The 21,136-nt window shown below is 65.2% G+C and carries 17 protein-coding genes and 3 pseudogenes; 8 read left to right on the forward strand and 12 right to left on the reverse strand.

Annotated features, from left to right (window positions below; genetic code table 11):
* The first annotated feature begins 150 nt into the window (after window positions 1-150).
* The 4 genes from A3M7_RS0119345 to A3M7_RS0119355 all read left to right on the forward strand — a co-directional run bounded on the left by A3M7_RS0119345 (window position 151) and on the right by A3M7_RS0119355 (window position 6,384).
* Window positions 151-4,446 (forward strand): bifunctional class I SAM-dependent methyltransferase/DEAD/DEAH box helicase, encoded by a 4,296-nt coding sequence (locus A3M7_RS0119345; protein ID WP_027545385.1) that lies wholly within the window; start codon window positions 151-153, stop codon window positions 4,444-4,446.
* Window positions 4,447-4,744: 298 nt separating this feature from the next.
* Entirely contained in the window at window positions 4,745-5,797 is a 1,053-nt protein-coding gene (locus tag A3M7_RS0119350; protein ID WP_027545386.1) for a toprim domain-containing protein, read from the forward strand.
* A complete protein-coding gene (locus A3M7_RS48685) occupies window positions 5,794-6,051 on the forward strand; it encodes a hypothetical protein (protein WP_156936934.1) in 258 nt (85 codons plus the stop codon). The genes A3M7_RS0119350 and A3M7_RS48685 overlap by 4 nt, the downstream gene beginning before the upstream one ends.
* 15 nt (window positions 6,052-6,066) lie before the next feature.
* Window positions 6,067-6,384: a multidrug efflux SMR transporter gene (locus A3M7_RS0119355; protein ID WP_027545387.1), complete on the forward strand. Its 318-nt coding sequence runs from the start codon at window positions 6,067-6,069 to the stop codon at window positions 6,382-6,384.
* 208 nt (window positions 6,385-6,592) lie between these two features.
* Here A3M7_RS0119355 and A3M7_RS46770 read toward each other — a convergent pair.
* The 12 genes and pseudogenes from A3M7_RS46770 to A3M7_RS44615 all read right to left on the reverse strand — a co-directional run.
* A pseudogene (locus tag A3M7_RS46770) lies at window positions 6,593-6,851 on the reverse strand (transposase); the annotation flags it as partial.
* A gap of 135 nt (window positions 6,852-6,986) precedes the next feature.
* A complete protein-coding gene (locus A3M7_RS0119365; RefSeq protein ID WP_027545388.1) occupies window positions 6,987-7,874 on the reverse strand; it encodes a hypothetical protein in 888 nt (295 codons plus the stop codon).
* Window positions 7,871-9,421, reverse strand: a complete 1,551-nt coding sequence (locus A3M7_RS0119370; RefSeq protein ID WP_027545389.1) for a hypothetical protein — start codon at window positions 9,419-9,421, stop codon at window positions 7,871-7,873. Before A3M7_RS0119370 ends, A3M7_RS0119365 begins: the two co-directional genes overlap by 4 nt.
* 91 nt (window positions 9,422-9,512) lie before the next feature.
* Window positions 9,513-9,676, reverse strand: a pseudogene (locus A3M7_RS51285) (polyprenyl synthetase family protein); the annotation flags it as partial.
* A gap of 152 nt (window positions 9,677-9,828) precedes the next feature.
* Window positions 9,829-11,172: a cytochrome P450 gene (locus A3M7_RS0119375; protein WP_027545390.1), complete on the reverse strand. Its 1,344-nt coding sequence runs from the start codon at window positions 11,170-11,172 to the stop codon at window positions 9,829-9,831.
* Window positions 11,172-12,017: an SDR family oxidoreductase gene (locus tag A3M7_RS0119380; RefSeq protein ID WP_027545391.1), complete on the reverse strand. Its 846-nt coding sequence runs from the start codon at window positions 12,015-12,017 to the stop codon at window positions 11,172-11,174. Before A3M7_RS0119380 ends, A3M7_RS0119375 begins: the two co-directional genes overlap by 1 nt.
* A complete protein-coding gene (locus A3M7_RS0119385) occupies window positions 12,004-12,312 on the reverse strand; it encodes a ferredoxin (protein ID WP_027545392.1) in 309 nt (102 codons plus the stop codon). Before A3M7_RS0119385 ends, A3M7_RS0119380 begins: the two co-directional genes overlap by 14 nt.
* Before the next feature lies 1 nt (window position 12,313).
* Entirely contained in the window at window positions 12,314-13,603 is a 1,290-nt protein-coding gene (locus A3M7_RS0119390; RefSeq protein WP_027545393.1) for a cytochrome P450, read from the reverse strand.
* Window positions 13,604-13,695: 92 nt separating this feature from the next.
* Entirely contained in the window at window positions 13,696-14,898 is a 1,203-nt protein-coding gene (locus A3M7_RS0119395) for a cytochrome P450 (protein ID WP_027545394.1), read from the reverse strand.
* Window positions 14,899-15,119: 221 nt separating this feature from the next.
* Window positions 15,120-15,248, reverse strand: coding sequence for a hypothetical protein (locus A3M7_RS51055; protein ID WP_256374872.1), 129 nt, complete (start codon window positions 15,246-15,248; stop codon window positions 15,120-15,122).
* Between the two features lie 337 nt (window positions 15,249-15,585).
* Entirely contained in the window at window positions 15,586-15,708 is a 123-nt protein-coding gene (locus A3M7_RS51060) for a hypothetical protein (protein ID WP_256374873.1), read from the reverse strand.
* A 688-nt stretch (window positions 15,709-16,396) separates the two neighbouring features.
* Window positions 16,397-16,939, reverse strand: a pseudogene (locus A3M7_RS44615) (IS6 family transposase); the annotation flags it as partial.
* A 142-nt stretch (window positions 16,940-17,081) separates the two neighbouring features.
* Here A3M7_RS44615 and A3M7_RS0119415 point away from each other — a divergent pair.
* The 4 genes from A3M7_RS0119415 (at window position 17,082) to A3M7_RS0119430 (ending at window position 21,135) form a co-directional block, all read left to right on the forward strand.
* Window positions 17,082-18,014, forward strand: a complete 933-nt coding sequence (locus A3M7_RS0119415) for a polyprenyl synthetase family protein (protein ID WP_027545396.1) — start codon at window positions 17,082-17,084, stop codon at window positions 18,012-18,014.
* 625 nt (window positions 18,015-18,639) lie between these two features.
* On the forward strand, window positions 18,640-19,569 hold the full coding sequence (locus tag A3M7_RS0119420) for a DUF2493 domain-containing protein (RefSeq protein ID WP_084302306.1): 930 nt from the start codon (window positions 18,640-18,642) through the stop codon (window positions 19,567-19,569).
* Window positions 19,570-19,803: 234 nt separating this feature from the next.
* Window positions 19,804-20,250, forward strand: a complete 447-nt coding sequence (locus A3M7_RS0119425) for a hypothetical protein (RefSeq protein WP_027545398.1) — start codon at window positions 19,804-19,806, stop codon at window positions 20,248-20,250.
* Window positions 20,251-20,814: 564 nt separating this feature from the next.
* Window positions 20,815-21,135, forward strand: a complete 321-nt coding sequence (locus A3M7_RS0119430) for a DUF736 domain-containing protein (RefSeq protein ID WP_027545399.1) — start codon at window positions 20,815-20,817, stop codon at window positions 21,133-21,135.
* Window position 21,136 lies beyond the last annotated feature (1 nt).

Consider the following 21,136-nt stretch of genomic DNA (forward strand, 5'->3'; position numbering starts at 1 on the left):
CCTTGCGCGCGGCGTGGCCGCGTCCTCCTCCTGCGATGGAGGCGAGCGTGAGCAGAGTGAGAGATCGGCCGGGACAGGTTTGAGCCGGTCGGGCCGAGAGAGCGCCCGTCGGCCCGCTCCATTCCCGCTCTCCTCGAAAGCTCAACTCCCATGATCAATCTGTCCTGCTCCGCGACCGCCGCGGCTGCGTCCTCCATCGCCCAAGCCGCGCGGCTTCTCCTCTCTGACCTCGAACATGGGCGGCGCATCGATGCAGCAAGTGTTCTGCGTTCCGCGATGGAAAGCGCAGTCGGCGGCTCGGATGCCGCCGGCGCCTGGCATTGGAAAGCCGCCTATGAGGCCTGTGAGGCGGCAACCGTTCTTTTCCTTCGCAAGCATGGCGCCGCCATGCGGACCAAGGCGGGATCGCCGGCAGCGCAGCTCTCGATGCTGGCCAAGGTCGCAGGCCTGCTTCCAACCCATACGCGCAGGTCCGAAGAAAGCGAGGCGTTTCAGCAATTCTCGACGCCGATCCCGCTCGGCTTCGTCGCCTGCACCGCCGCCGGCATCACCAACACAGACCTCGTGCTGGAGCCCTCGGCAGGTACCGGACTTCTCGCCATCCTCGCTGAAGTCTCCGGCGGCACACTTGCCCTGAACGAGCTCGCCGAAACCCGTGCCGGGCTGCTCGATCTTCTGTTTCCCAACGTGACCGTCACGCGCTACGACGCGGCGCAGATCGACGATCATCTCGAGGCGGCTGTTGCCCCGAGCGTCGTGCTGATGAATCCGCCATTTTCGGCTCTGCCCCATGTGGATCGGCGGATGGCGGACGCAGCACTGCGCCATCTCGCCTCGGCATTGGCCAGGCTTCGCGACGGCGGTCGCCTCGTCGCGGTGACCGGCGCAAGTCTCGCCCCCGACAATCCAAGCTGGACCGACGCCTTCATCCGTCTCCAGGAGCACGGCCGCGTGGTATTTTCGGCTGCGATCGCAGGGGCGGCTTTTGCCAGGCACGGGACGGCGATCGATACCCGGCTCACCGTCATCGACAAGCAGCCCGCGCCGGACAGAAACGTCTTTCCAGCATCTCCGGGCGTGGCGCCGGACGCAGCCACGCTGCTGGCATGGGTCCTCGAACATGTGCCGCCGCGGCTTCCGATCACTTCACCTGTTCTCGCTCCGGTCAGCTCGACCGTGCCGGTTCGGCGATCCGCTCCCGCCTTCACGATGCGCCCCTCGTCCGGTCAGCGGCTCGGCGATCCGCAAAGCGTAGAGCTCACCTACCAGACGGTCGACTGGACGCCTCCGGACGGAGCTCATCTGACCGATGCCCTCTATGAGGACTACACCCTGCAATCGATCCGCATTCACGGATCGCAGCCGCATCCGACCAGACTGGTGCAGTCGGCCGCGATGGCCTCGGTTGCTCCGCCGAAGCCGTCGTACCGGCCCCATCTTCCGGTCAACCTCGCTATGGACGGCCTGTTGTCGGACGCCCAGCTTGAAAGCGTGGTCTACGCCGGCGAAGCACACGCGGCCTTCCTTGCAGGCGGCTGGACGGTCGATGCGACCTTTGACCTTGTGACAGCTGCGCGCGACGACGCTTCAGATGCCGTCCGCTTCCGCCGCGGCTGGTTTCTGGGCGACGGCACCGGTGCGGGCAAGGGACGGCAGGTCGCCGGCATCCTGCTGGATAACTGGCTGAAGGGCCGGCGCCGGGCGGTTTGGATCTCCAAGAGCGACAAGCTGATCGAGGACGCACAGCGCGACTGGTCGGCGCTCGGCATGGAGCGGCTCCTGGTCACGCCGCTCTCTCGCTTCCGCCAGGGCACCCCGATCCGGCTGTCGGAAGGCATCCTGTTTACCACCTACGCTACGCTGCGCACCGATGAGCGCGGCGAAAAGCTTTCGCGTGTCCGGCAGATCGTCGAATGGTTGGGCTCCGATTTCGACGGAGTGGTTGTTTTCGACGAGAGCCACGCCATGCAGAACGCCGTGGGCGGCAAGGGCGAGCGCGGTGAGCAGGCCGCCTCGCAGCAGGGACGTGCAGGTCTGCGGCTGCAGCACGCCCTGCCTAATGCGCGGGTGGTCTACGTTTCCGCGACCGGTGCCACGACCGTTCACAACCTCGCTTATACCCAGCGGCTCGGCTTGTGGGGCGGCGAGGACTTTCCGTTCGCGACGCGCGCCGAGTTCGTCGAAGCGATCGAGGCGGGCGGTGTCGCGGCGATGGAGGTGCTGGCACGCGATCTCAAGGCGCTCGGTCTGTATGCGGCGCGTTCCCTTTCCTATGAAGGCGTCGAATATGAACTGATCGAGTATGAGCTCACCCCCGAACAGATCCGCATCTACGATGCCTATGCAGCCGCGTTCAGCATCATTCACAACAATCTCGACGCCGCAATGCGGGCGGCCAACATCACGGGCGAGACCGGGACCTTGAACGCCCAGGCGAAGTCGGCAGCCCGGTCGGCCTTCGAGTCCGCCAAGCAGCGCTTCTTCGGCCATCTGCTGACATCGATGAAGACGCCTTCCTTGATCTGCGCCATCGAGCGCGATCTCGAGCAGGGACATGCCGCCGTCATCCAGATCGTGTCGACGGGCGAAGCGCTGATGGAGCGCCGGCTCGCGGAAGTCCCGACCGAGGAATGGGGGGATGTCCAGGTCGACATCACACCGCGCGAATACGTGCTCGACTACCTCGCTCATTCCTTCCCGGTCCAGCTCTATGAGCCTTTCACCGACTCCGAAGGCAGCCTCTCCTCCCGGCCGGTGTACCGTGATGGTCAGCTCGTCGAGAGCCGGGAGGCGGTTGCGCGTCGCGACCGGCTGATCGAGAAGCTTGCCTCGCTCGCGCCCGTGCCCGGCGCCCTCGACCAGATCGTCCAGCGCTTCGGGACCGACAGGGTCGCCGAAGTCACCGGGCGCTCACGCCGGATCATCCGGAAACACGACCGCCTGATGGTCGAGAACCGCGCCGGTTCGGCAAACCTCGCCGAAACCGCAGCCTTCATGGACGATCTCAAGCGCATCCTCGTCTTCTCGGATGCCGGCGGCACGGGGCGCAGTTACCACGCCGAGCTGTCGGCGCGGAATCGCCGTCTGCGGGTGCACTACCTGCTCGAACCCGGTTGGAAGGCCGATGCAGCAATCCAGGGGCTCGGCCGGACCAACCGGACCAATCAGGCGCAGCCGCCGCTATTTCGTCCGATTGCGACCGACGTGAAGGCCGAGAAGCGCTTTCTCAGCACGATTGCGCGCCGCCTCGATACGCTCGGCGCCATCACCCGCGGTCAGCGTCAGACCGGGGGGCAGGGGCTGTTTCGGCCCGAGGATAATCTCGAAAGCATCTATGGCCGTGATGCTCTGCGCCAACTCTACCTGCTCCTGGTTCGGGGCAAGGTGGATGGTTGCTCTCTTGAGATGTTCGAGAATGCGACCGGGCTGAAGCTCGTCGACTCCAATGGCATCAGGGATGACCTGCCGCCGATCACGACTTTCCTCAACCGTCTGCTGGCGCTGACCATCGGGCTGCAAAACGTGCTGTTCACCGCCTTCGAGCAGTTGCTGACGGCGCGGATCGAAGGCGCAATCGCCTCCGGAATCTATGATACAGGCCTCGAGACCCTTCGCGCCGAAAGCTTCGTCGTCACGCATCGGCGCACCATCTACACCCATCCCGCGACCAGCGCCGAGACACGGCTGCTCACGATCATCCAGCGCGAACGCAACCGGCCGCTCACTCTGGATGATGCCCTCGGCCTTCTGTCGGATCGCCGCGCAGGCCTGTTGGTGAACGAACGTTCCGGCCGCGCGGCGGTGCAAGTCCCGGCTCCGAGCCTGATGCTGGACGACGGCGAAATCGAGCACCGCGTCAAATTGGTCCGGCCCATGGAAAGCCACAATGTCCCATCCAAGGCCATGGCCGAAAGTCATTGGATCGAGACCGATCGCGAGCAATTCAGTGCAGCCTGGACAGCTGAGCTTGCAGACGTGCCGGCGTTCACCGAGAGCACGATCCACGTCGTGGCCGGGCTGCTCCTGCCGATCTGGAAACGGCTGCCGAAGGAATCGGCCCGCGTCTACCGCCTCCAGACCGACGCCGGCGAGCGGATCATTGGGCGGAAGGTCTCGTCCACCTGGGTCGCCGACGCGCTTTCGGGTGAGCGGCCGACACTCAAACCCGAAGACGTCTTCGCCGCCTTGCGCGAAGGTCGCGCGTTCGTCGAGCTCGCCGAGGGCCTGACACTGCGGCGCGTCCGCGTCATGGGTGCGCATCGCATCGAGCTCGCGGACTTCAACGACACCATGCGCGACCGCTTGCGGACCTATGGACTGTTCAGTGAGATCATCTCCTGGAAGCTGCGCATGTTCGTGCCTACCGATGCAAGCGGGGCCGTCGTGCTTGGCAAGGTGCTCGAATGCTACCCGGTCGAGCGCATCTGCGAACGCGAGGCCGCCTGATGCGGCGCGATGCTTTCGAACTGGCATGCCGCCTCGCGCGTGAGGCCGAGGCTGTGTGCCGCCACTCTTTCTCCAGCCGCAAGGGCGAGGGAGGCTGCTGGCTGCCGGGCCATGTCCACAACCGGCCTGGCCGCTTCTTGTTTGTGCGGCTCCACAACTCGTCCAAAGGATCCGCCGGCAAGTGGGCCGAACAGCGCGCGCGGCGGATCAGCTTGCGCGTTTGCGCTTGGGTGCTGCCTCACAGACGGTTGACAGCTCTTGCGCAACCAACTGCCAGCGCAGTGCGGGAGGTTGCGTGATGACCCGCGACGCTTCTGAGCTGGCGCGCCGCCTCGCCCGTGATGCCGAGGCGGTCTGCCGCCATTACCTGTCCAATGGACGGCGCCAGGGCCGCTATTGGAGCGTGGGCGACGTCCGCAATACGCCCGGCCGCTCGATGTTCGTCCGGCTCAGTGGACCGGACTTCGGTCCCGGCGCCGCTGGGCATTGGCGAGATGCTGCCTCGGGCGAACATGGCGATCTCCTCGACGTGATCCGCGAGAGCTGCGGTTTCGTCGATTTTCGCGATGTCGCCGGGGAGGCACGACGCTTTCTGAGTCTGCCGCCCGCCGAACCGCGCCGCGGCCCAAAGCCGGTTCGCACACCCGTCCCCGCCGGATCGCCGGAAGCGGCACAGCGGCTCTTCGCCATGTCGCAGCCGATCCGCGGCACGCTTGTCGAGACCTACCTCGGCAATCGCGGCATCAAGGCTGTCCACGATGCGGGCGCGCTGCGGTTTCATCCGCGCAGCTACTATCGCCCGGACGACGGTTCGCCGACTGAGACCTGGCCGGCGATGATCGCCGCCGTGACCGATTTTGCCGGTCGCATCACCGGCGCACATCGCACCTGGCTTGCGCCGGACGGCTCTCACAAGGCGCCGGTCGACACGCCCCGACGGGCCATGGGCGGTCTCCTCGGCCATGCCGTCCGCTTTGGCGCCGCCGCCGACGTCCTCGCTGCCGGCGAAGGCATCGAGACGATGCTGTCGCTGCGCTGTGCGCTGCCTGCCATGCCGATGGCCGCCGCGCTCTCGGCCAACCATCTTGCCGCCCTTCTGCTTCCGCCGACGCTGCGTCGGCTCTACGTCGCCCGCGACGCCGATGCCGCGGGTGACACGGCGGTCGCGGCATTGACCCAATGCGCCGAAGCCGCGGGCATTGAGGCGCTTGTCCTGTCTCCGCGGACGGGCGACTTCAACGAGGACCTGCATGCATTCGGCCTCGGCGCCCTACGGGCGGCGCTGTGCATCCAACTCGCGCCGCAGGACGTCGCTCGGTTTATGCTGTTCGCCGATGCCGGGACCGCTTGACCGACCAATCTGCGGTGCCGCCGGCAATTGAAGAGATGATGTCTGTTGTCGGTAATGTTGCGGACCGCAGTCGAGTTTGGAAGAACGCTACAGCCGGCCTTGCCCAATCTCTGCCGAGATCCGCGGCGCAATCACTCGGCAGCGATCTGAGCGACAGCGACCGTGGCGCTACCGAATTTGGTAGGTCAGCTTTGACCAAAGCAGAACAGTTGATGATCGTAATCGACCTGCGGTTTGTGCTACGCGACGCCTGACGAAAGGGATATCTGATGGCATGGCTATACATACTTCTGGCGGACGTGTTCGAGGTCGCTTGGCCTTTCATGTTGAAGCGCTCGGTCGGGCTTCCGAAATGGACAACAGTGTTTTCGGCGGTGGTCTTCGCTCTTCCGATTTTTCTTCTGTTGGGTGAATCTGTAAAGTGCTTGCCCGCTTCGACGGTTTACGCGGGCTTCGCCGGAATTGCGACCGTGGGGACAGCAATTGTGGGCATTGCGTTTTTCGGCGAGAGCGCAAATCCTGCTCGCCTCTGTTCGGTCATGTTGGTTGTTGTCGGTCTGGTCGGCGTCAAGTTGTTTTCGGAATAGTCTGTATTTGCACTTCGTGGACGGATCATCGGCCATGGAGAACCGAGGCGGTCGTATGCTACCGAAGCGAGCACATTGCGGGAATTGACGCGCTATGGAAAAACGCATTCCGGATGACAAGAGTTGAAATGTCGCAGCCCGCAGACATCCCGGAAAAGATCCGCTTCCAGCCGGATCTCATGTTGCTGGCTTTAGAAGGGTGGATCCAACTCTGATTTGCAACGCTGTTGATGAGTTCCTCTAAGAAAACGTCAAGCGGCGTTCTGAATCCGAGTCTCTTGCGTCGTCGCTCGCAGAGGCGTTGCTCGATCCATCGCAGGCGCTCTTCGGTGATGGTGCTGAAGTCGGTGTGCCCTGGCAAGTGACTTGCGTGTCAGTCCATTTGCGTTTTCGTTGCTGCCGCGTTGCCAAGCAGCGTATGGATCGGCAAAGTAGAGATCGGCCTGCAGGGCTGTGGCAATGAGCCGCCGTCCTTGCGCCGGCTCAGGGCGGTATCGCTCATGCTCGCTCCATTCGTCGCATCGGGCGACGGCGTTGCGTCGGATCGGACCGACAGCAACGCGCGCACGCTGCCACCTCCCGCGCGTTCAGGCCGGCGCACGTTAGCCTCCCCCCGCAGCGTCGCTGCGGTAGCGGCCGGTCGAGGTCTGGTAGTACTGCGCGCGCATGGCCGCCATGGCCTCGATCAACGGTCCCCACGGCGCGGGAAAGCGTTCTTCCGCCATCACCCGCTGCAGCATGCGCGTATGGCCGGCCAGCTCGTCGTTGAGGAACTCCACCACAGGCATAGCCGGATAGCGCTGCAGCAGCAGGATCGCCGCGTTGTCGGCCTCGCCGGCCGACCTGTCCTTGTCGCGTCCATGCAGATCGTTCTGCAGGCGCCCTATCGCGGAGATGAGCCGCAGGACCTGGCGAAACGCCGGACGCGCGCGCAAGGTCGCCATGTCCAGCCCCCACAGCAACGACAGGCAACAGAACACGTTCGAGTAGGCGATCGAATCGATGCCGTTGTGCAGGTACTCGGCGTAGGACCAGCGTTCCGCCCCTGCCGCCTGCGCGTGTCCGGCGCGCAGCGCCGCGCAGTAGCACAGGGTATCGTCGAGAAGCTGAGCATAGTCGCGACGATCGTAGGCGAGCGCGGCCAGCGAAGCGCGCAGCATAGCGCAGCCCTCGAATCCGGGGAGCGCGCACGGCACGCCCTGCGTCAGCGCCTGCTCCACCGCGGCGAGCTGCTCCGGCGCAATCAGGCCAAGGTCGTTGCAATCGTCGAGCCAGAACAGCAGCGCCAGTTCGCGATAGAACGCCACGATCAGCGTTTCGTCCTGCGGATCGCGGCCGGTGCGGGCGCTGGTGTCGCGCAGGCTCGGGTGGATGCGCTGCAGGATGTACTGGCCGCCCCTGACCGCTTCCACGGCATGCTCGTCGGCGAACCCGGTCAGGGAACGCCCCCACTCCAGCACCTGCTGCAGCGCGCGTTCGGTCTGGATCATGGCGCCGCTCCTGCTCCCTCGGCCAGGACGCGCCGCCCCCAACGAAGCGCCAGCCACAACCCGGCGAGTTCGGCCACACGCACGACCCGGGTGGGGCAAAACAGTTCCTTACCGATCCACAGCGGCGTCTGCGGCGATGCATGCGCCGCATGGCGGGCGAGCATCCACGCCAGCGCTCCCGCCGCCGCCTGCGCGATGCGCCGGCGCCCTGTCGGCTCTTCGCTCCCGTCCATCACGTGCAACGCGAACAGCGCATAGGCGGTTTCCTCGAATGTGGACGCGCGACCGGCGCCCCAGCCTCCGTCGTCGCGCTGCGCCTGCAGCAGCGCCGCCAGCGCGCGCTCGTCGCGCCGCTGGGGCTTGCCTTGCGCCAGCGCAGCGACCGCATGCGCGGTGGGATACAGCCACGAAGCGTGCCATTTTTCGTTGTCCCATAGACCGTGCGGGTTGCGATGGGCCTCGACGTAGGCGCTGGTGCCGGCGGCGGGCTTTCCCATCAGTCGCAACGCATGCAGGGCATGGATGTTGGTCGACACCGAGGCATTGCGCTCGCCGGGGAAGGTGACGAACAGCTCGCCGATTTCGAATTGGCGCAACGCATCGACCGCCGGGTCGCGGCCTGCAAGGCGCAGGACGCACAACGCAATTGCGGTGTCGTCCGCATCGGCCGCGAAGTGCAAGGCCGGGCCCAGACCGCGCACGCCCAGGCGGGCGTCGAGCTGCGCGACGATCACGCGCACCGCCTCGGCGAGCGCGGGATGCGCGAACAGCCCGGCCAGATGCAGGGTGTACAGCGACCAGCATGGCTCGAACACATTGATCGGCCAGACGTTGGGAACGACACCTTCGATGCCGCTGCGCGTCGCCCGCGATGCCGCCTGCAGATATGCGTCGGCGCGCTCGATCTGCGGCGTGCTCCCCTGTGTCACGGCGTGCGCACGCCACGCGGCGGTGGCCGCCGGACTAATGCCGATGCTGCCGTCGTCATCCGGGCATGCGGTGGTCGGCGACGTCCCCCAGGCTTCCCAGGAATGCAGCAACGGATGGCCGCTCGGCAACGTCGCCACGGCCCCCAGCTTGACCAGGCACGCATGCCGCAACGGCAACAGCGCCGGGTGGCGCGGAAACGCCACGCCGCCCGGCAAGGATGCGGCCTCGCCGCAAAACTGCGGCAGGATCAGCTCCGCGCCGATCGGCGCGTCGTCCGGCACCGCATGCGCGTAGGGATCGGGCTGGCGCTGGAGGAACCGGGTTGCAGCCTGGACTGCGTCGGCAGCGCCGGGAAAAGGATCGGCACGCTGCAATGCCAGCAACGCCGCCCACGTGGGCGCATGGCGGAACAGCGGGAAGACTGCGCTTCCCCATCCGCCATCGGCCTGTTGCTGCGCGATGAGCCACGCGTATGCGTCCTGCCGATCGGTGACGTTGCCGTGGAACTGCAGAGCTCGCGCCGTGTCGTAGACGGACGGACCGACGCTGCCGCCATCGCTCATCTCGCTCAGCAGGTGGCGCAATTCGGAAAGGATCTGTTCGGACAGCGCGTTCACGCGGGATGTTCCTTCTGCAGACGGTTGACGAGAACCAGGATCGGGCAGATGCCGCGCACGTCGCCGCAGGCCCGTCGCGGCCCGGCGTATGTTCGGCGCAGAGAAGACGCGCCAGCGCCTGTTCGACCCGTTTTGCGCCGTGCTCATCCAGATCTCCGGCAGCAGCCCGCTGGATGCGCCGCGCGCCTGTGCGCGCAATCCGCCGAGCGCGGAAACGCCAGTTCGGTCGTCGTGTAGCGTCGAACCGGTCTGCATGTTGTTCATGTCCTCGTGCCTGACAGGAGACGGCCACGGCGAGCGGCGAGCGGCGAGCCTGTTGCCGGCGTCGCACCGAGCGCGCGCCGAGTGCAGCAATGCCGCGCGTCGCTGGTACCGCTGCCTCGCCACACGGGGCATGCGATGTCGGCTCATGAGAATCCGATGCGGATTGCCATGGACGGATGTGCGGTCGGGTAATAGCGCTGGCCCTTTTCGACGCCGCTCAGCAACCGCGGCCGTACCCCGGCCTTGTGCATGGTCAGCGCCAAGGCGATGCAGAACTGCACCAGTTCTAGCCATACCAGGTGGTAGCCGATGCAGACGTGTGGGCCGGTACCGAACTGCAGCATGTCCACCGGCCGGATCGGCTCCGTGCGTTGCAGCCACCGCTCCAGGCGGAACTGATCAGGCGCCTCGTGCAGCAGCGCCGAGGTCGAGAAATGCAGCAGCGGGATGCACAGATCGGTGCCCGCGGGAATGCGCCGTTGGCCGAGTTGCAAGTCCTGCAGGGCGCGACGCGGCAGGACCGTGGTCGCCGGATGCAGGCGCAGCGTCTCGCGGAACAGCGCCTCGGCGACCGGACACTGCGCCAGGTCCGCGTGCCGGGTCGGCACCGCGCCCACACGTTGCGCCTCCTCGACCAGGGCGTCCCACAGCATAGGCTGCCGCGCCAACTCGATCACCATCCAGGCCATCGTCGAGGCGGTGGTGTCGTGACCGCCAAGCAGCAGCAAGCGGATATTGGCGACCAGGACGTCATCGGAGAGCGCATCGTCGCTGCGATCGAAGGCGCTCACCATGTCGTTGATCAACCCGGTGCGCGCGGCATGCGCGCGCGCGTCGCGGACGTACTGGCGCAACTGCGTGTCGATCCAGTCGCGGGCGGCGCGGCCGCGCCGCAAGGGCAGTCCGGGCAGGTCGACCGGGGGCGCGACGATCAACTGCAGCAGTTGCCGGTACTTGCGATGCCATCCCGGCAGATCCTGCGCGGGGATTCCCATGAGGCTGAAGATGAGCTTGAGCATCAGGTCGCCGGTTTCGCGCAGGATGATGACGTCGCCGCGGTCGCGCCACGCCTGCACCCGCGCCCGGATGACGGGCGCAAACAGATCGCCGATGCCGGCCTGGGTCAGCCCCTTGGGCAGGAACGCCGCCTTGATCGCATCGCGCGCCTGCCGGTGCGCGCCGCCGTCCTGTGTGACCAACGTTCCGCTAAACAATTCGGGCGCGATCTCTTCGATCAGCGCGGAGGACACGTCCTTGTGCCGGAGCAGTGCGAACGCATCCGGATCCACGCAGGTCATCAGGTGTCCGGCAGGGCCGAAATCCAGCCAGAAGTGGCTGCCCAGCGTCCGTTCCGCGCGCCGCAGCAGGCGCGGCAGGTCGCAGACGATGGCGGGAAGATGCCCGACCAGGGGGTAAGCGCCGGGCACGACCGGGATGTCGCACCGCAGCCGGTGCCGACGGTCCAGCGGGTTGAGCAGCATGTCCATCAGAGCCGCGCCGCCGCGGCGGCTTCGGCGGTGTCGCCGGCAGGCCGCGCGGCGGGGCTGTTGCCACCGTCGGCGCACGTCGGCACATGCGCCAGCATGCCGCCGTCGATGCACACCACCTGGCCGGTGATGAACGCAGCATCGTCGGAGAGCAGGAACGTCACCAGCGCGGCCACGTCCTCGGGGCGGCCGACGCGCGGCAGGAGCTGGTGCCGGCGCAGATGCCGTTGCATGCGCTCGTCCAGCTTGGCGAGGAGACGCTCGGTCATGATGAGACCCGGCGCAACCGCGTTGCAGCGGATCTGCGCATGACCGTACTGGGTGGCGAGCGAGGCCGACAGCATGTTCATCGCCGCCTTCGACGCGGCGTAGGACGTCAGCGCGGTGTCACCGCTGAGCCCCTGGCACGACGACATGTTGACGATCACGCCACCGCCGCGGGCGATCATCCGTGGGATGGCCTGCCGGCAGCAGAGCAGCGTGCCGCGCAGATTGGTCGCCATGGTCTGATCCCAGACCGCCAGGTCCAGGTCGAGGATCGCGCGGTCGCGCGGGGTCAGATGCATGGCGCTCGCGTTGTTCACCAGCAGGTCGACCGCGCCGAAGTGCCGCTCCGCCGTCTCGAACAGCGTTGCCACCGCCTGCGCATCGGCGATGTCCATGGCCAGAGCCAGCGCGTGGCCCGCTTCGGCCGCGATCTGCGCGGTGCAGGCGATGGCCGCCGAGCCATCAATGTCGGCCACCACCACTCTGCCGCCCTCGCGCGCGATGGCGAGGGCGCATGCCTTGCCGATGCCGGCGCCGGCGCCGGTCACCACGGCCACCTTGCCTTCAAACCGTCCCATCGTGTCCTCCTGGATTGCGTTGGTCTTTCGCGGCATGCCGCTCGGCCTCCGCCGGAGAAGGCGCAGGGTCGGCGCTGGCGCTCTCGTCATCGCCAGCGTCGCTTTCGATGACCCGAATGGCGGCGACCGGGCACTGGCTGGCCGCGAGCCGCACGGCGGCGTGCAGCGCCTGCGGGACCGTCGCCACGCACACTTCGGCCACGCCGTCCGGCTCGCGCTGGCGAAAGGTGCCCGGCAGCGTCAGCACGCACTGCCCGGTGGTTCCGCACAGATCCTGGTCGACCACGACGTGCATCTCAGCCACCCCGCGCATGCAGCCGCACCGGCAGCGCGCGGAACGTCCTAAGGAACGCGGAGGGCTCCCGGGTCGGCTGCTCGGCTAATGCCAGTGCGGGGAAGCGCGCCTGGATCCGCGGCAGGCTCTCGGCCAACTGCACCCGGGCCAGTTGCGCACCGAGGCAGAAGTGGATGCCGTGGCCGAAGCTCAGCATGATCTTCCCGTCGGTCGACATGCCGGGACTGGTGCCGTAGAACCGCGCGGGATCGAAGCGGTCGGGATCGGCGAAGGCGTCCGGGTCGCGATTGCCGGCCGCGATCAGCACGCGCACGTCCGCGTTCTTCGGGATCACCACGCCGCCCAGTTCGATGTCGCGCTGGGCGATACGCGGAATGGAGCTGAACATGGCGGGCGCGTCGCAGCGCAGGACTTCTTCGACGAATGCCTTCACCCTCACGGCGTCTCCCTGCAGCCAGTGCCGCTGTTCGGGATACGCCAGCATCGCCAGGACCGCATGGTCGATGGTCGCAGCCGTGGTGGCGAAGCCGCCCAGCAGCATGCCCCACAGCATGCTGATCAACTCCGCATCCGACAGCGTGTCGGCATCGTCGTCGTGTGCGCCGACCAGCATCGACACGATGTCGTGGCGGGGATCGGTGCGCTTGCGCTGTATGAGATCGCCGAAATAGGCCTTTACCCTGGCGCTCGCCGCGTCCGCCGCGGCGAGCTGGGGATCGCTGGCGTGCGGGCTCAGGCCTTCCAGAATGGCGCCGATGCCGGCGGCGAGCCCGAACATGTCGTCCTGGGGCATGCCGAACAGTTCGGCGAAGACCAGCATGGGCAAGGCCAGCGCGAATTCCCGATGCAGGTCCACCGCCTCCCCGCGCTCCAGCGCGGGCGCCATGCCGTCCAGGCGCGCTGCGACGATGCGCGCGATGCTCGGCCGCAGGTTGTCGATCTGGCGTATGGTGAAATCGCGCGAGATCAACCGGCGCAGACGCGTATGCGTCGGTGGGTCCTTCATCCCCAGCGTGGACGCCAGCAGATTGAGCGACAGGCTGGTCGCCGCGCGCGGGAAATAGCGCGCCAGTTCGCCCGGCGCCGGTCCCCGAAACGCATCGCCCGTGGCCTCGAGCGCCCAGTAGATGTCGGCGTGGCGGCTCAACAGAAAGCGGCCCGACGCCGCGCGATGCACCGGATCATGCTCGCGCAACCACCGCATGAACGGATACGGGTCGTGGATGCACGCTGGCGACGCCAGTTCGGCGAAGGCGTCCCGGCATGCTGCCGTGGTGTCTGGCACGTCCATCTCTTACCTGTTGGCTGGCTGATCTGACCGGCGCGCGCCAGGCGTGCCGGCAAATTGCGGAGACGATCGCGATCCCCGGCGGCGTCCGCGCATCACCAGAGCACCGGGAACTCCTCGAATCCGCCAGTGATGATCTCCTTGCGCAACTTCAGTTCTTCGGGCGCCACAGCCAGGCGCAGCGCGGGAAAGCGCTGGAAGATCGAACCGAACACCAATTTGAGTTCGAGCCTCGCCAGCGCCACGCCGATGCACTGGTGCGGCCCGTGGGAGAACGCCAGGTGTGGCTTCCCGTCGCGTCCGATGTCGAAGATTTCCGGGTCGTCGAAATGGCGCGGATCGAACGACGTCGCCGGCAGGCCGACCAGCACCTTGCTTTCCGCGGGAATATGCACGCCCGCGATGGTCACGTCGGTCCTCGGATAGCGCATGATGCCGTCCCAGCCCGCGCCCGGCGGGTACATGCGCAGGATTTCCTCCACCGCCTTATCCAGCAGGGATGGATCGGCGACCAGGCGTTCGCGCTGTTGCGGATGGCGGAGCATGGCCAGCAGGCCGAATTCGATCTGCGCGACGGTGCTCTCGTGCCCCGCCACCAGCATGCCCGCCGCCAGGCCAATCGCCTCTTCCTCGGTCGCCCTGCCCTGGTCGACCGCCGCGAGCAGATCCGTCAGCAGGTTGTCGCCCGGATCCTGGCGCTTGTCCCGCATCTTGCCGCGAATGTAGGCGCGCAGTTCGTCCCAGGCCAGGCGCGACGCGCTGCGCGGGCCGCTTTCATGCTGGTGCGTCATCACCTCGTCGGACAGCCCGGCGAAAAAGACGTGATCCTCGTAGAGCACGCCCATCAGCGCGCTGATGACCATGGCCGGAAGCGGAAAGGAGAGGTGGCGCCGCAGGTCGGCGGGCTGGGGCTGGGCCGCCAGCGTCTCGAACAAGTGCGCGGCGATCGCTTCGGCCTGCTCCGCTAGCAGCTTCATCCTGCGGTTGCCGAAGGCCGGCGCCACGATCGTGCGTAACCGGGCATGCTCGCCCCCCTCGTGCGAGACCAGCCATCCCGGCGAACCGAGAATCACCGAATCCGGGGTGAATGCCGCCGGCGGCATTCCCGCGGGCCGGAACGCCGCGTCGGACAGCACCGCCTTGGCCTCGTCGTAGCCTGTCACCCACCAGCCTTCGTGCCCGGACGGGAAACGCACGCGGTGGACCGGACCGTTGGCGCTTAGCGCCAACATCTCGGGCGAGGGCTCGATGTGATCGACGCGCCACATCGGCAGCGTCGGCAAGGGTTGTTCGGACATCAAGGGTTGTTCGGACATGGTGGCACTTCACTCTCTCAGCGATGGAAGGGCGGAAGGTGACCGGCAGGCGCTGCGGGCAGTGAATGACGTAAGACGGCATGTCGACGACGTCCTCCACGGCGATGGTCAGCGCCAGATCCTCCAGCCGCACGAACAGGGCGGGAAAGGCGCATCGCAATTCCAGGCGTGCTAGCCGCGGCGCCCAGGCAGACATGCGGCCCCTAGCCGAACGACAAATGCGGGTTGTGCCGGCGGGTGACATCGAACCTGTCGGCATCGCCATAGATCGACTGGCCGTAGGGATTGGTGAAGGAGGTTCGACCGCACCCGCCCACCGATATGTCCGCCAATATAGCCTCCGGACCAGTCCCAAACCGCCGGTGGCAGTTTCAATCCTGGCTCAAGGTCTGCCGCTTTGGTCGCATCGCTCGCGACGGGCGCAATTGTTGTGGCTCCCAAAAGAAGAACTCCAGATCGCATCCAACACTTCCCTGCATTTTCTCGGTCCACAACCGAGCGCCAAATCATTGCCACAGCAAACCGTCGGAACGGACCAGACGCGAACAGCGACGCGCGCCGTGTCCGTCCCGAAGACCATCGCACTGCGATTGGTGATGATGCCGGCAACAGAGCAAATCGCGTGCCGAAGTGAATTCGCAGGCCGAGCGGGCACTTCGTAGCGGCGCGTCATGTCAGGTTTCCGGCATTGAGTCTCAATGCCGACAACCGGCGCAGCAAGTGCCCGACAAAGCCCTGCTCTTGCGGAATATGCGCGAGCATGTCGTCGAATACTTTCAAGGCGGCGGTCATGCGTCAGATCGATGGTCTGTAGAGACTGCCGAGAACAGAGCAACTGTCATGCCGGGGCGAAAATGCTGATACTCCAAGGATGAGCATCAGGGATGAGCATCGAATCGACGGCAATGGACGCAAAGCTGACAATCGTGTGCGATTGCGCACATTCTCAGGCTAGTTCGATCAGTTGGGATGACTTGGAGGCAGCACACCGCGGGCTGCTTGTAGGTCCTGGAAACGGCATGACGCGAGCGCTGTGTGCTGCATTTGAAAGGCGCTCGACCCGATTAACTCGCATATTGCTGGGTTGTCCTTCAGACTGGTCGCTCAGAGATTTGACGGTGTTCATCCGTATCTGGCCGGTGACACAATGTCCGCAACTCAACCCTGAACCTCGGGGCTCGCACCGGCAAGGCGCACCCGTCGTCGCCATTGAAGCATTCACTGCACAAATGCTCTGGTGGCATACCAATTGCTAATTAGGTCCCAGATCCCTGACCGGTCAGTCGTTCCGGTCCAAGCTCCAGTCGCTACTATCAACCATGACCAATAGCTTTAGATGTCAGCCCATCTGCGCAAGCTCTTTCGCACAAAGGGTAAGGCGAACAGGCATTGTCAACTTCATCGACCGCTGAGCTGAAGGAGTCGATTATCAAAGGTTCGAGATTCGGCCGTCCCATCAGGCTCAACGGTTTCTCGATTAGAAAAGCTTCATGATCCGCTGGCGTCGTCGCGTCGGCTGATGAGAATTCTCGGCCCGATTGTTGAGAGATTTGTGCCAGCGATGTTCGAAGTGAACGCCCATCGCCCTCGTCGCGCCGTACGAACGGAGCTTGTCAGCGATCATCACGCGCGGCGGCGTGCCGGCGGATTTAAGGAGCTTCGTCATGAGCCGCTGCGCAGCGCGCGAGTCTCTTCGGCATTGGATCAAGACGTCGAGAACGACGCCATTCTGGTCGACTGCGCGCCAGCGCCAATGTTGTTCGCGCGATCGAGATAACGAATTCGTCCAGATGCCACGTCGCCGTGAGTGGGAGTGCGCCGGGGCATCCAGATGGGAGAACGCCTTGCCGAATTTACGTCCCCACTGGCGCACGGTTTCATAGGTCATCCAATGCCACGCGCCGCCAGCGGTTCCTCGACCATGCGAAAGCTTAAGGAAAGCCGGAAATACAACCAAACGGCATAGCTGATGACTTCCGATGGGAAGCGATGCGCCGATAAAGAGGGCCCGTGCGGTCGGCATGCCGGTCGTCTACCCCTTGGCCGTTCCAATTCGTTAACTTGACGGTGCCCCAGAACCTGAAGAGACGCAAAATTGGCCTTTCATTCGGCACCGGTTGAACCACGCCCAATTCCGGTTTTTGTCTCAAAAGTGGAGATGCGATATGATTTCGAGTCACCCAGTCGATGTGGTTGGCGATAGCGACGAACTCATCGAGCAGGCGCTGCGAGCCGCGATGGATAGTGCTCTGAGGCCGGAGTCGCCGACTCACCTGCGGGAAGCGCTGGAAGCGGCAGTGTTTCCAGGTGGCGCCCGGATGCGCCCCAAGCTCTGCTTGAAAGTCTTCATTGCATCCGGCGCAAGCCATCCGGAGCTGGCTGCAAGAGCTGCGGCAGCAATCGAATTGCTGCACTGTGCCTCGTTGGTCCATGACGACCTGCCTTGCTTCGATAATGCCGCGCTGCGCCGCGGCAAACCGACGGTGCACCGGCTATTCGGAGAGCCGACCGCCGTTCTGGCCGGCGATGCCTTGATCGTGACGGCTTTCAAACACCTAAGCCGGCAGGCTGCGCGGGCACCTGAGTTGGTCGCGCGCATGATCGAGGTGGTCGCGGAGGCGGTCGGCCCCAGTCATGGGCTGATCGCCGGACAGTCGATGGAGGCCGTGACGCTCGTCCCAATCGACCGCTATCACCATTACAAGACCGGCTCCCTCTTCGTGGCGGCGGCCACGTGCGGCGCCCTGACAGGTGGTGCTGACCCGGACCCCTGGGCGAAGGTGGGGGAACTGCTCGGGCATGCGTACCAGATCGCCGACGACATCGCAGACACGGTCGGCCGCGCCGAGGTGCTTGGCAAATTGGGTGCCGTGGACACGCAACTGAATCGACCCAATATCGTTCGCAGCCAAGGGTTGGATAGCGCAGCCGCCAAATTTTACGCGTATCTCGAACAGATAAGTGACACCATTCCTGCCAGCCCTCACAAAGGGGCCCTCGTTGACTGGCTGAACCAGGCGCTTTGCAAGGGCGTCGCGGGCCCGGGAAAAGCCGGACTGATCCAACAAGCGGCGCTGGAATGCGTCCAACCTTTATGAGAAATGAATTACAGCAACGAAATCTGGTCGTTGGTTCCGTTATGGCTGGATACGATCGACATCGAGGCTGGATCTTTCGGATCGCCGTGCTGAAGTCTCACCGGAAAAGCTAGAGGACAGGCGCTCATTGCTCGTGCAGAAGCGCGGCTTGCGACATTCGGCTGCATCAAAGTCAATCTCCAAGTGGTCGAATCCAACTCAGCCTTGCGCGCACAACTCGTGCCCGAGGATATCGCCCGCTTTCTGCCGCGTCCAAGGGTCGCTACGGGATAGCGCCAAGCAATTTGAACTCGATATCGTCATGACCGGTCATTGCGGGGGCAGCCTTTGCCGGGCGGGGCCGCGTCCAGGGCCTTCTAGCGGGCGATCGGACGGCAAGCGGCCCGGCCCGGCAATGGCAGAGGTGCGGCTATTTTCCGCCGGCGCTCACGCGCCTTTGCATCGCGAAACAAAATAGCCGCACCTCTGCCATCCTCCGCTTCGCTGCGGCCCTGCGCGTCCACCTGCGCCCTGCGGGCTTCGGCGGATTGATCGCTCCGGGTTCTGGTCCGTTCCGCCCGCCGTCTGGTGATCGCCACGAAGGCCGCGATGGGCGCGGCCGAACGGCAAAGGACCCTAAGCCATGATGACCGAACACGACGACAGCCAGTTCGAACCGCCGCACGGCTCATCACCGACCGATCATATCCTCAACGAGCTTCAGCTCTATGGCCATCGTCCCTTTCACGACGAGCCTGACCCAAGGCCGCTCCCGGAAGCCAAGGCCATCACAGGCGCGATCGCCGACATCTTTGATGCGCTCGTGGCGACCCTGAGCGACACACGGCTTGAACCCGACCTCGAAGATCTCCTCTGGTCGACCGTCAATCTCTTCCATCGCGCCACGGGCCGCATCGAGCGCGAACTCGACGACAACGAAAAAGCCCAGCAAAAGAGCCAGCGCGAGCAGAATGGATCGGAGGTGCGATCGGTCGAACTGGAGCGGCTCACGGCCGAAGGCGTCACGTTGATCGAACGTCGCAATGCCATGGAGCTGTTCCGCGATCTGGCGACTGAGCAATTCGAGCTTCATACCGGCTCGCCCTGGCGCCCCCGGTCCGGATCACTCGTCAATCATCGCACGCTCACCTCTGCGATGATCGACAGCCGCGATTTCCTGGCTGCCAAACGTCGCGCGGACACCGAGGCGTTGCTGCCGTCGGGACCCAAGATCGCGCTCACCGGTGGACTCGATTTTGACGACGTCGCCCTGATCTGGGACCGCCTCGACAAGGCCCATGCCAAGCACCCGGACATGGTGCTGCTGCATGGTGGCTCGCCGAAGGGCGCCGAGCTGATCGCCGCCAAATGGGCGACCAACCGCAAGGTTCCCCAGGTCGCCTTCAAGCCGGACTGGACGAAGCACGGCAAGGCAGCTCCGTTCAAGCGCAACGATGCCATGCTTGCAGTGCTGCCGATCGGTCTGATGCACTTTCCGGGCACCGGGATACAGGACAACCTTGCCGACAAGGCCAGGAAGCTCGGCATTTCCGTTTGGAAGTTCGGCGGCGCGTAAGCGCCGTCGCCCATCGGCGCTTCTTCATCGAGGGCCAAGTTCGACAACGCAGATCAGTGCAAATTCTCTGATCGCGACCGATATAGCGCTCGAGCAGAAAGCTTCGGTTGTTGTCCGATCCGACGAACGAGGCCACGCACTCGCACAGCGGCGCATTCTGCGCTATTATTCTCGTCGCGCCGTGGTGGTGGTGGAAGGCGCGAGCGTCATGTCTTTTGTCGCGGAGTCACCACCATGCTTATCATCGCACTCGCCCTCAATATGCTTGGCATCGGCCTGTTCTGCTGGCTGGGTCTCACTCTTGCTGTCTACGCGCTGCCATATTTCGTTGCGCTTTCCGCAGGATTGGCGGCTGTTCACGCTGGGGCAAGCATTGCCTCCGCTACTCTGGTCGCAATTCTTGCCGGCGCCGTGGCCGTTCTGATCGGTCAAACCGCCTTGATCTGGGCTCGATCCAGCTTCGTGCGCGCGGTGATTGCCGCAGCTTTCACCGTCCCGGCGGCTGTCGCGGGCTATCACCTCGCCCATGGCCTGTCGCAAATCGCGATGCCATCCTCACTTTGGCAGGATATCTTCAGCTGGACCGGCGCTTTTGCCATCGCCGGCATGGCTTGGAGACGGATAACCAGCTTTGCCGAGCCTCCGGCATTGGGCGAGGCTTTGTTGGAGGAACATCAGTAGCGCCTCTCGGCCGAGACGCGAAAGGAATGTGCCTCGGGTCTCGACGGCTGAGGCGCCTCGGGTCCAAGCGTTGGTTGGGTCGACGGGCTTGAGCGAGAGATAGTCGCGGCGTTCTCGAAGGCTTTGCCACCCGGCACCTGACCTCTCGGCGGAAGGCAGGCCAGCCAGGGGCATCTCATCGCGGCTGGTTCACGGCAGTCGCGTTCGCCCTTTTCCTCGCTTTTGCTTCCAACTCTACGCCTGAGCGCAGCGACATCTTGTGCAGCCCAACCGAGCGGCGCCACAACTTCTTCCGGGGTTGCTGTTCAGCGCACGGACCACCTGGCCTCTTGATGGCTCGATCTGGCCGAAGAGCGGCTGCGCCTCGATCGCCTGAACGCAACGCCAGCGGCTCGACTTTCTTCCCCTGGGCTACGCCCATTCCTCGCGAGGCAAGAAAGTCGCCCCGCTGGCGTCCTCCGCTGCGCTGCGGCCCGCGGGCGGGTGCGTCGTCGATCGTCTTCGGCCTGTAGATCGCCATCGAGGCCGCGGTGGTCGCGGCTCGAAACAGCAAGGAGAAGTAACATGGCTAACATCGGTTCTTTCAAGAAGATCGGCAGCGACTTCCAGGGCGAGATCGTCACCCTCAGCCTCCAGACCAAGGGCGTCCGCATCGTGCCCGAGGCCAACCGCACCAACGAGAACGCCCCGAGCCACCGCGTCTTCGTCGGCCGGGCCGAGATCGGGGCCGCCTGGTCGAAGCGCTCCGAGGAGGGCCGCGACTATCTCTCGCTCAAGCTCGANGACCCCTCGTTCAACGCACCGATCTACGCCAACCTGTTCAACGACGAGGACGGCGACGGCTTCAGCCTGATCTGGTCGCGGCCCCGTAAGAACGGCGACTGAG

It is taken from the genome of Bradyrhizobium sp. WSM2254 (assembly GCF_000472645.1).
GTDB classification, from domain to species: Bacteria; Pseudomonadota; Alphaproteobacteria; order Rhizobiales; family Xanthobacteraceae; genus Bradyrhizobium; species Bradyrhizobium niftali.

Coding starts and splice junctions, on each gene's coding strand:
- A3M7_RS0119345 (WP_027545385.1), top strand. CDS start 151: ATGATCAATCTGTCCTGCTCCGCGACCGCCGCGGCTGCGTCCTCCATC.
- A3M7_RS0119350 (WP_027545386.1), top strand. CDS start 4,745: ATGACCCGCGACGCTTCTGAGCTGGCGCGCCGCCTCGCCCGTGATGCC.
- A3M7_RS0119355 (WP_027545387.1), top strand. CDS start 6,067: ATGGCATGGCTATACATACTTCTGGCGGACGTGTTCGAGGTCGCTTGG.
- A3M7_RS0119365 (WP_027545388.1), bottom strand. CDS start 7,874: ATGATCCAGACCGAACGCGCGCTGCAGCAGGTGCTGGAGTGGGGGCGT.
- A3M7_RS0119375 (WP_027545390.1), bottom strand. CDS start 11,172: ATGGACATGCTGCTCAACCCGCTGGACCGTCGGCACCGGCTGCGGTGC.
- A3M7_RS0119380 (WP_027545391.1), bottom strand. CDS start 12,017: ATGGGACGGTTTGAAGGCAAGGTGGCCGTGGTGACCGGCGCCGGCGCC.
- A3M7_RS0119385 (WP_027545392.1), bottom strand. CDS start 12,312: ATGCACGTCGTGGTCGACCAGGATCTGTGCGGAACCACCGGGCAGTGC.
- A3M7_RS0119390 (WP_027545393.1), bottom strand. CDS start 13,603: ATGGACGTGCCAGACACCACGGCAGCATGCCGGGACGCCTTCGCCGAA.
- A3M7_RS0119395 (WP_027545394.1), bottom strand. CDS start 14,898: ATGTCCGAACAACCCTTGCCGACGCTGCCGATGTGGCGCGTCGATCAC.
- A3M7_RS51060 (WP_256374873.1), bottom strand. CDS start 15,708: ATGACCGCCGCCTTGAAAGTATTCGACGACATGCTCGCGCATATTCCG.
- A3M7_RS0119415 (WP_027545396.1), top strand. CDS start 17,082: ATGATTTCGAGTCACCCAGTCGATGTGGTTGGCGATAGCGACGAACTC.
- A3M7_RS0119420 (WP_084302306.1), top strand. CDS start 18,640: ATGACCGAACACGACGACAGCCAGTTCGAACCGCCGCACGGCTCATCA.
- A3M7_RS0119425 (WP_027545398.1), top strand. CDS start 19,804: ATGCTTATCATCGCACTCGCCCTCAATATGCTTGGCATCGGCCTGTTC.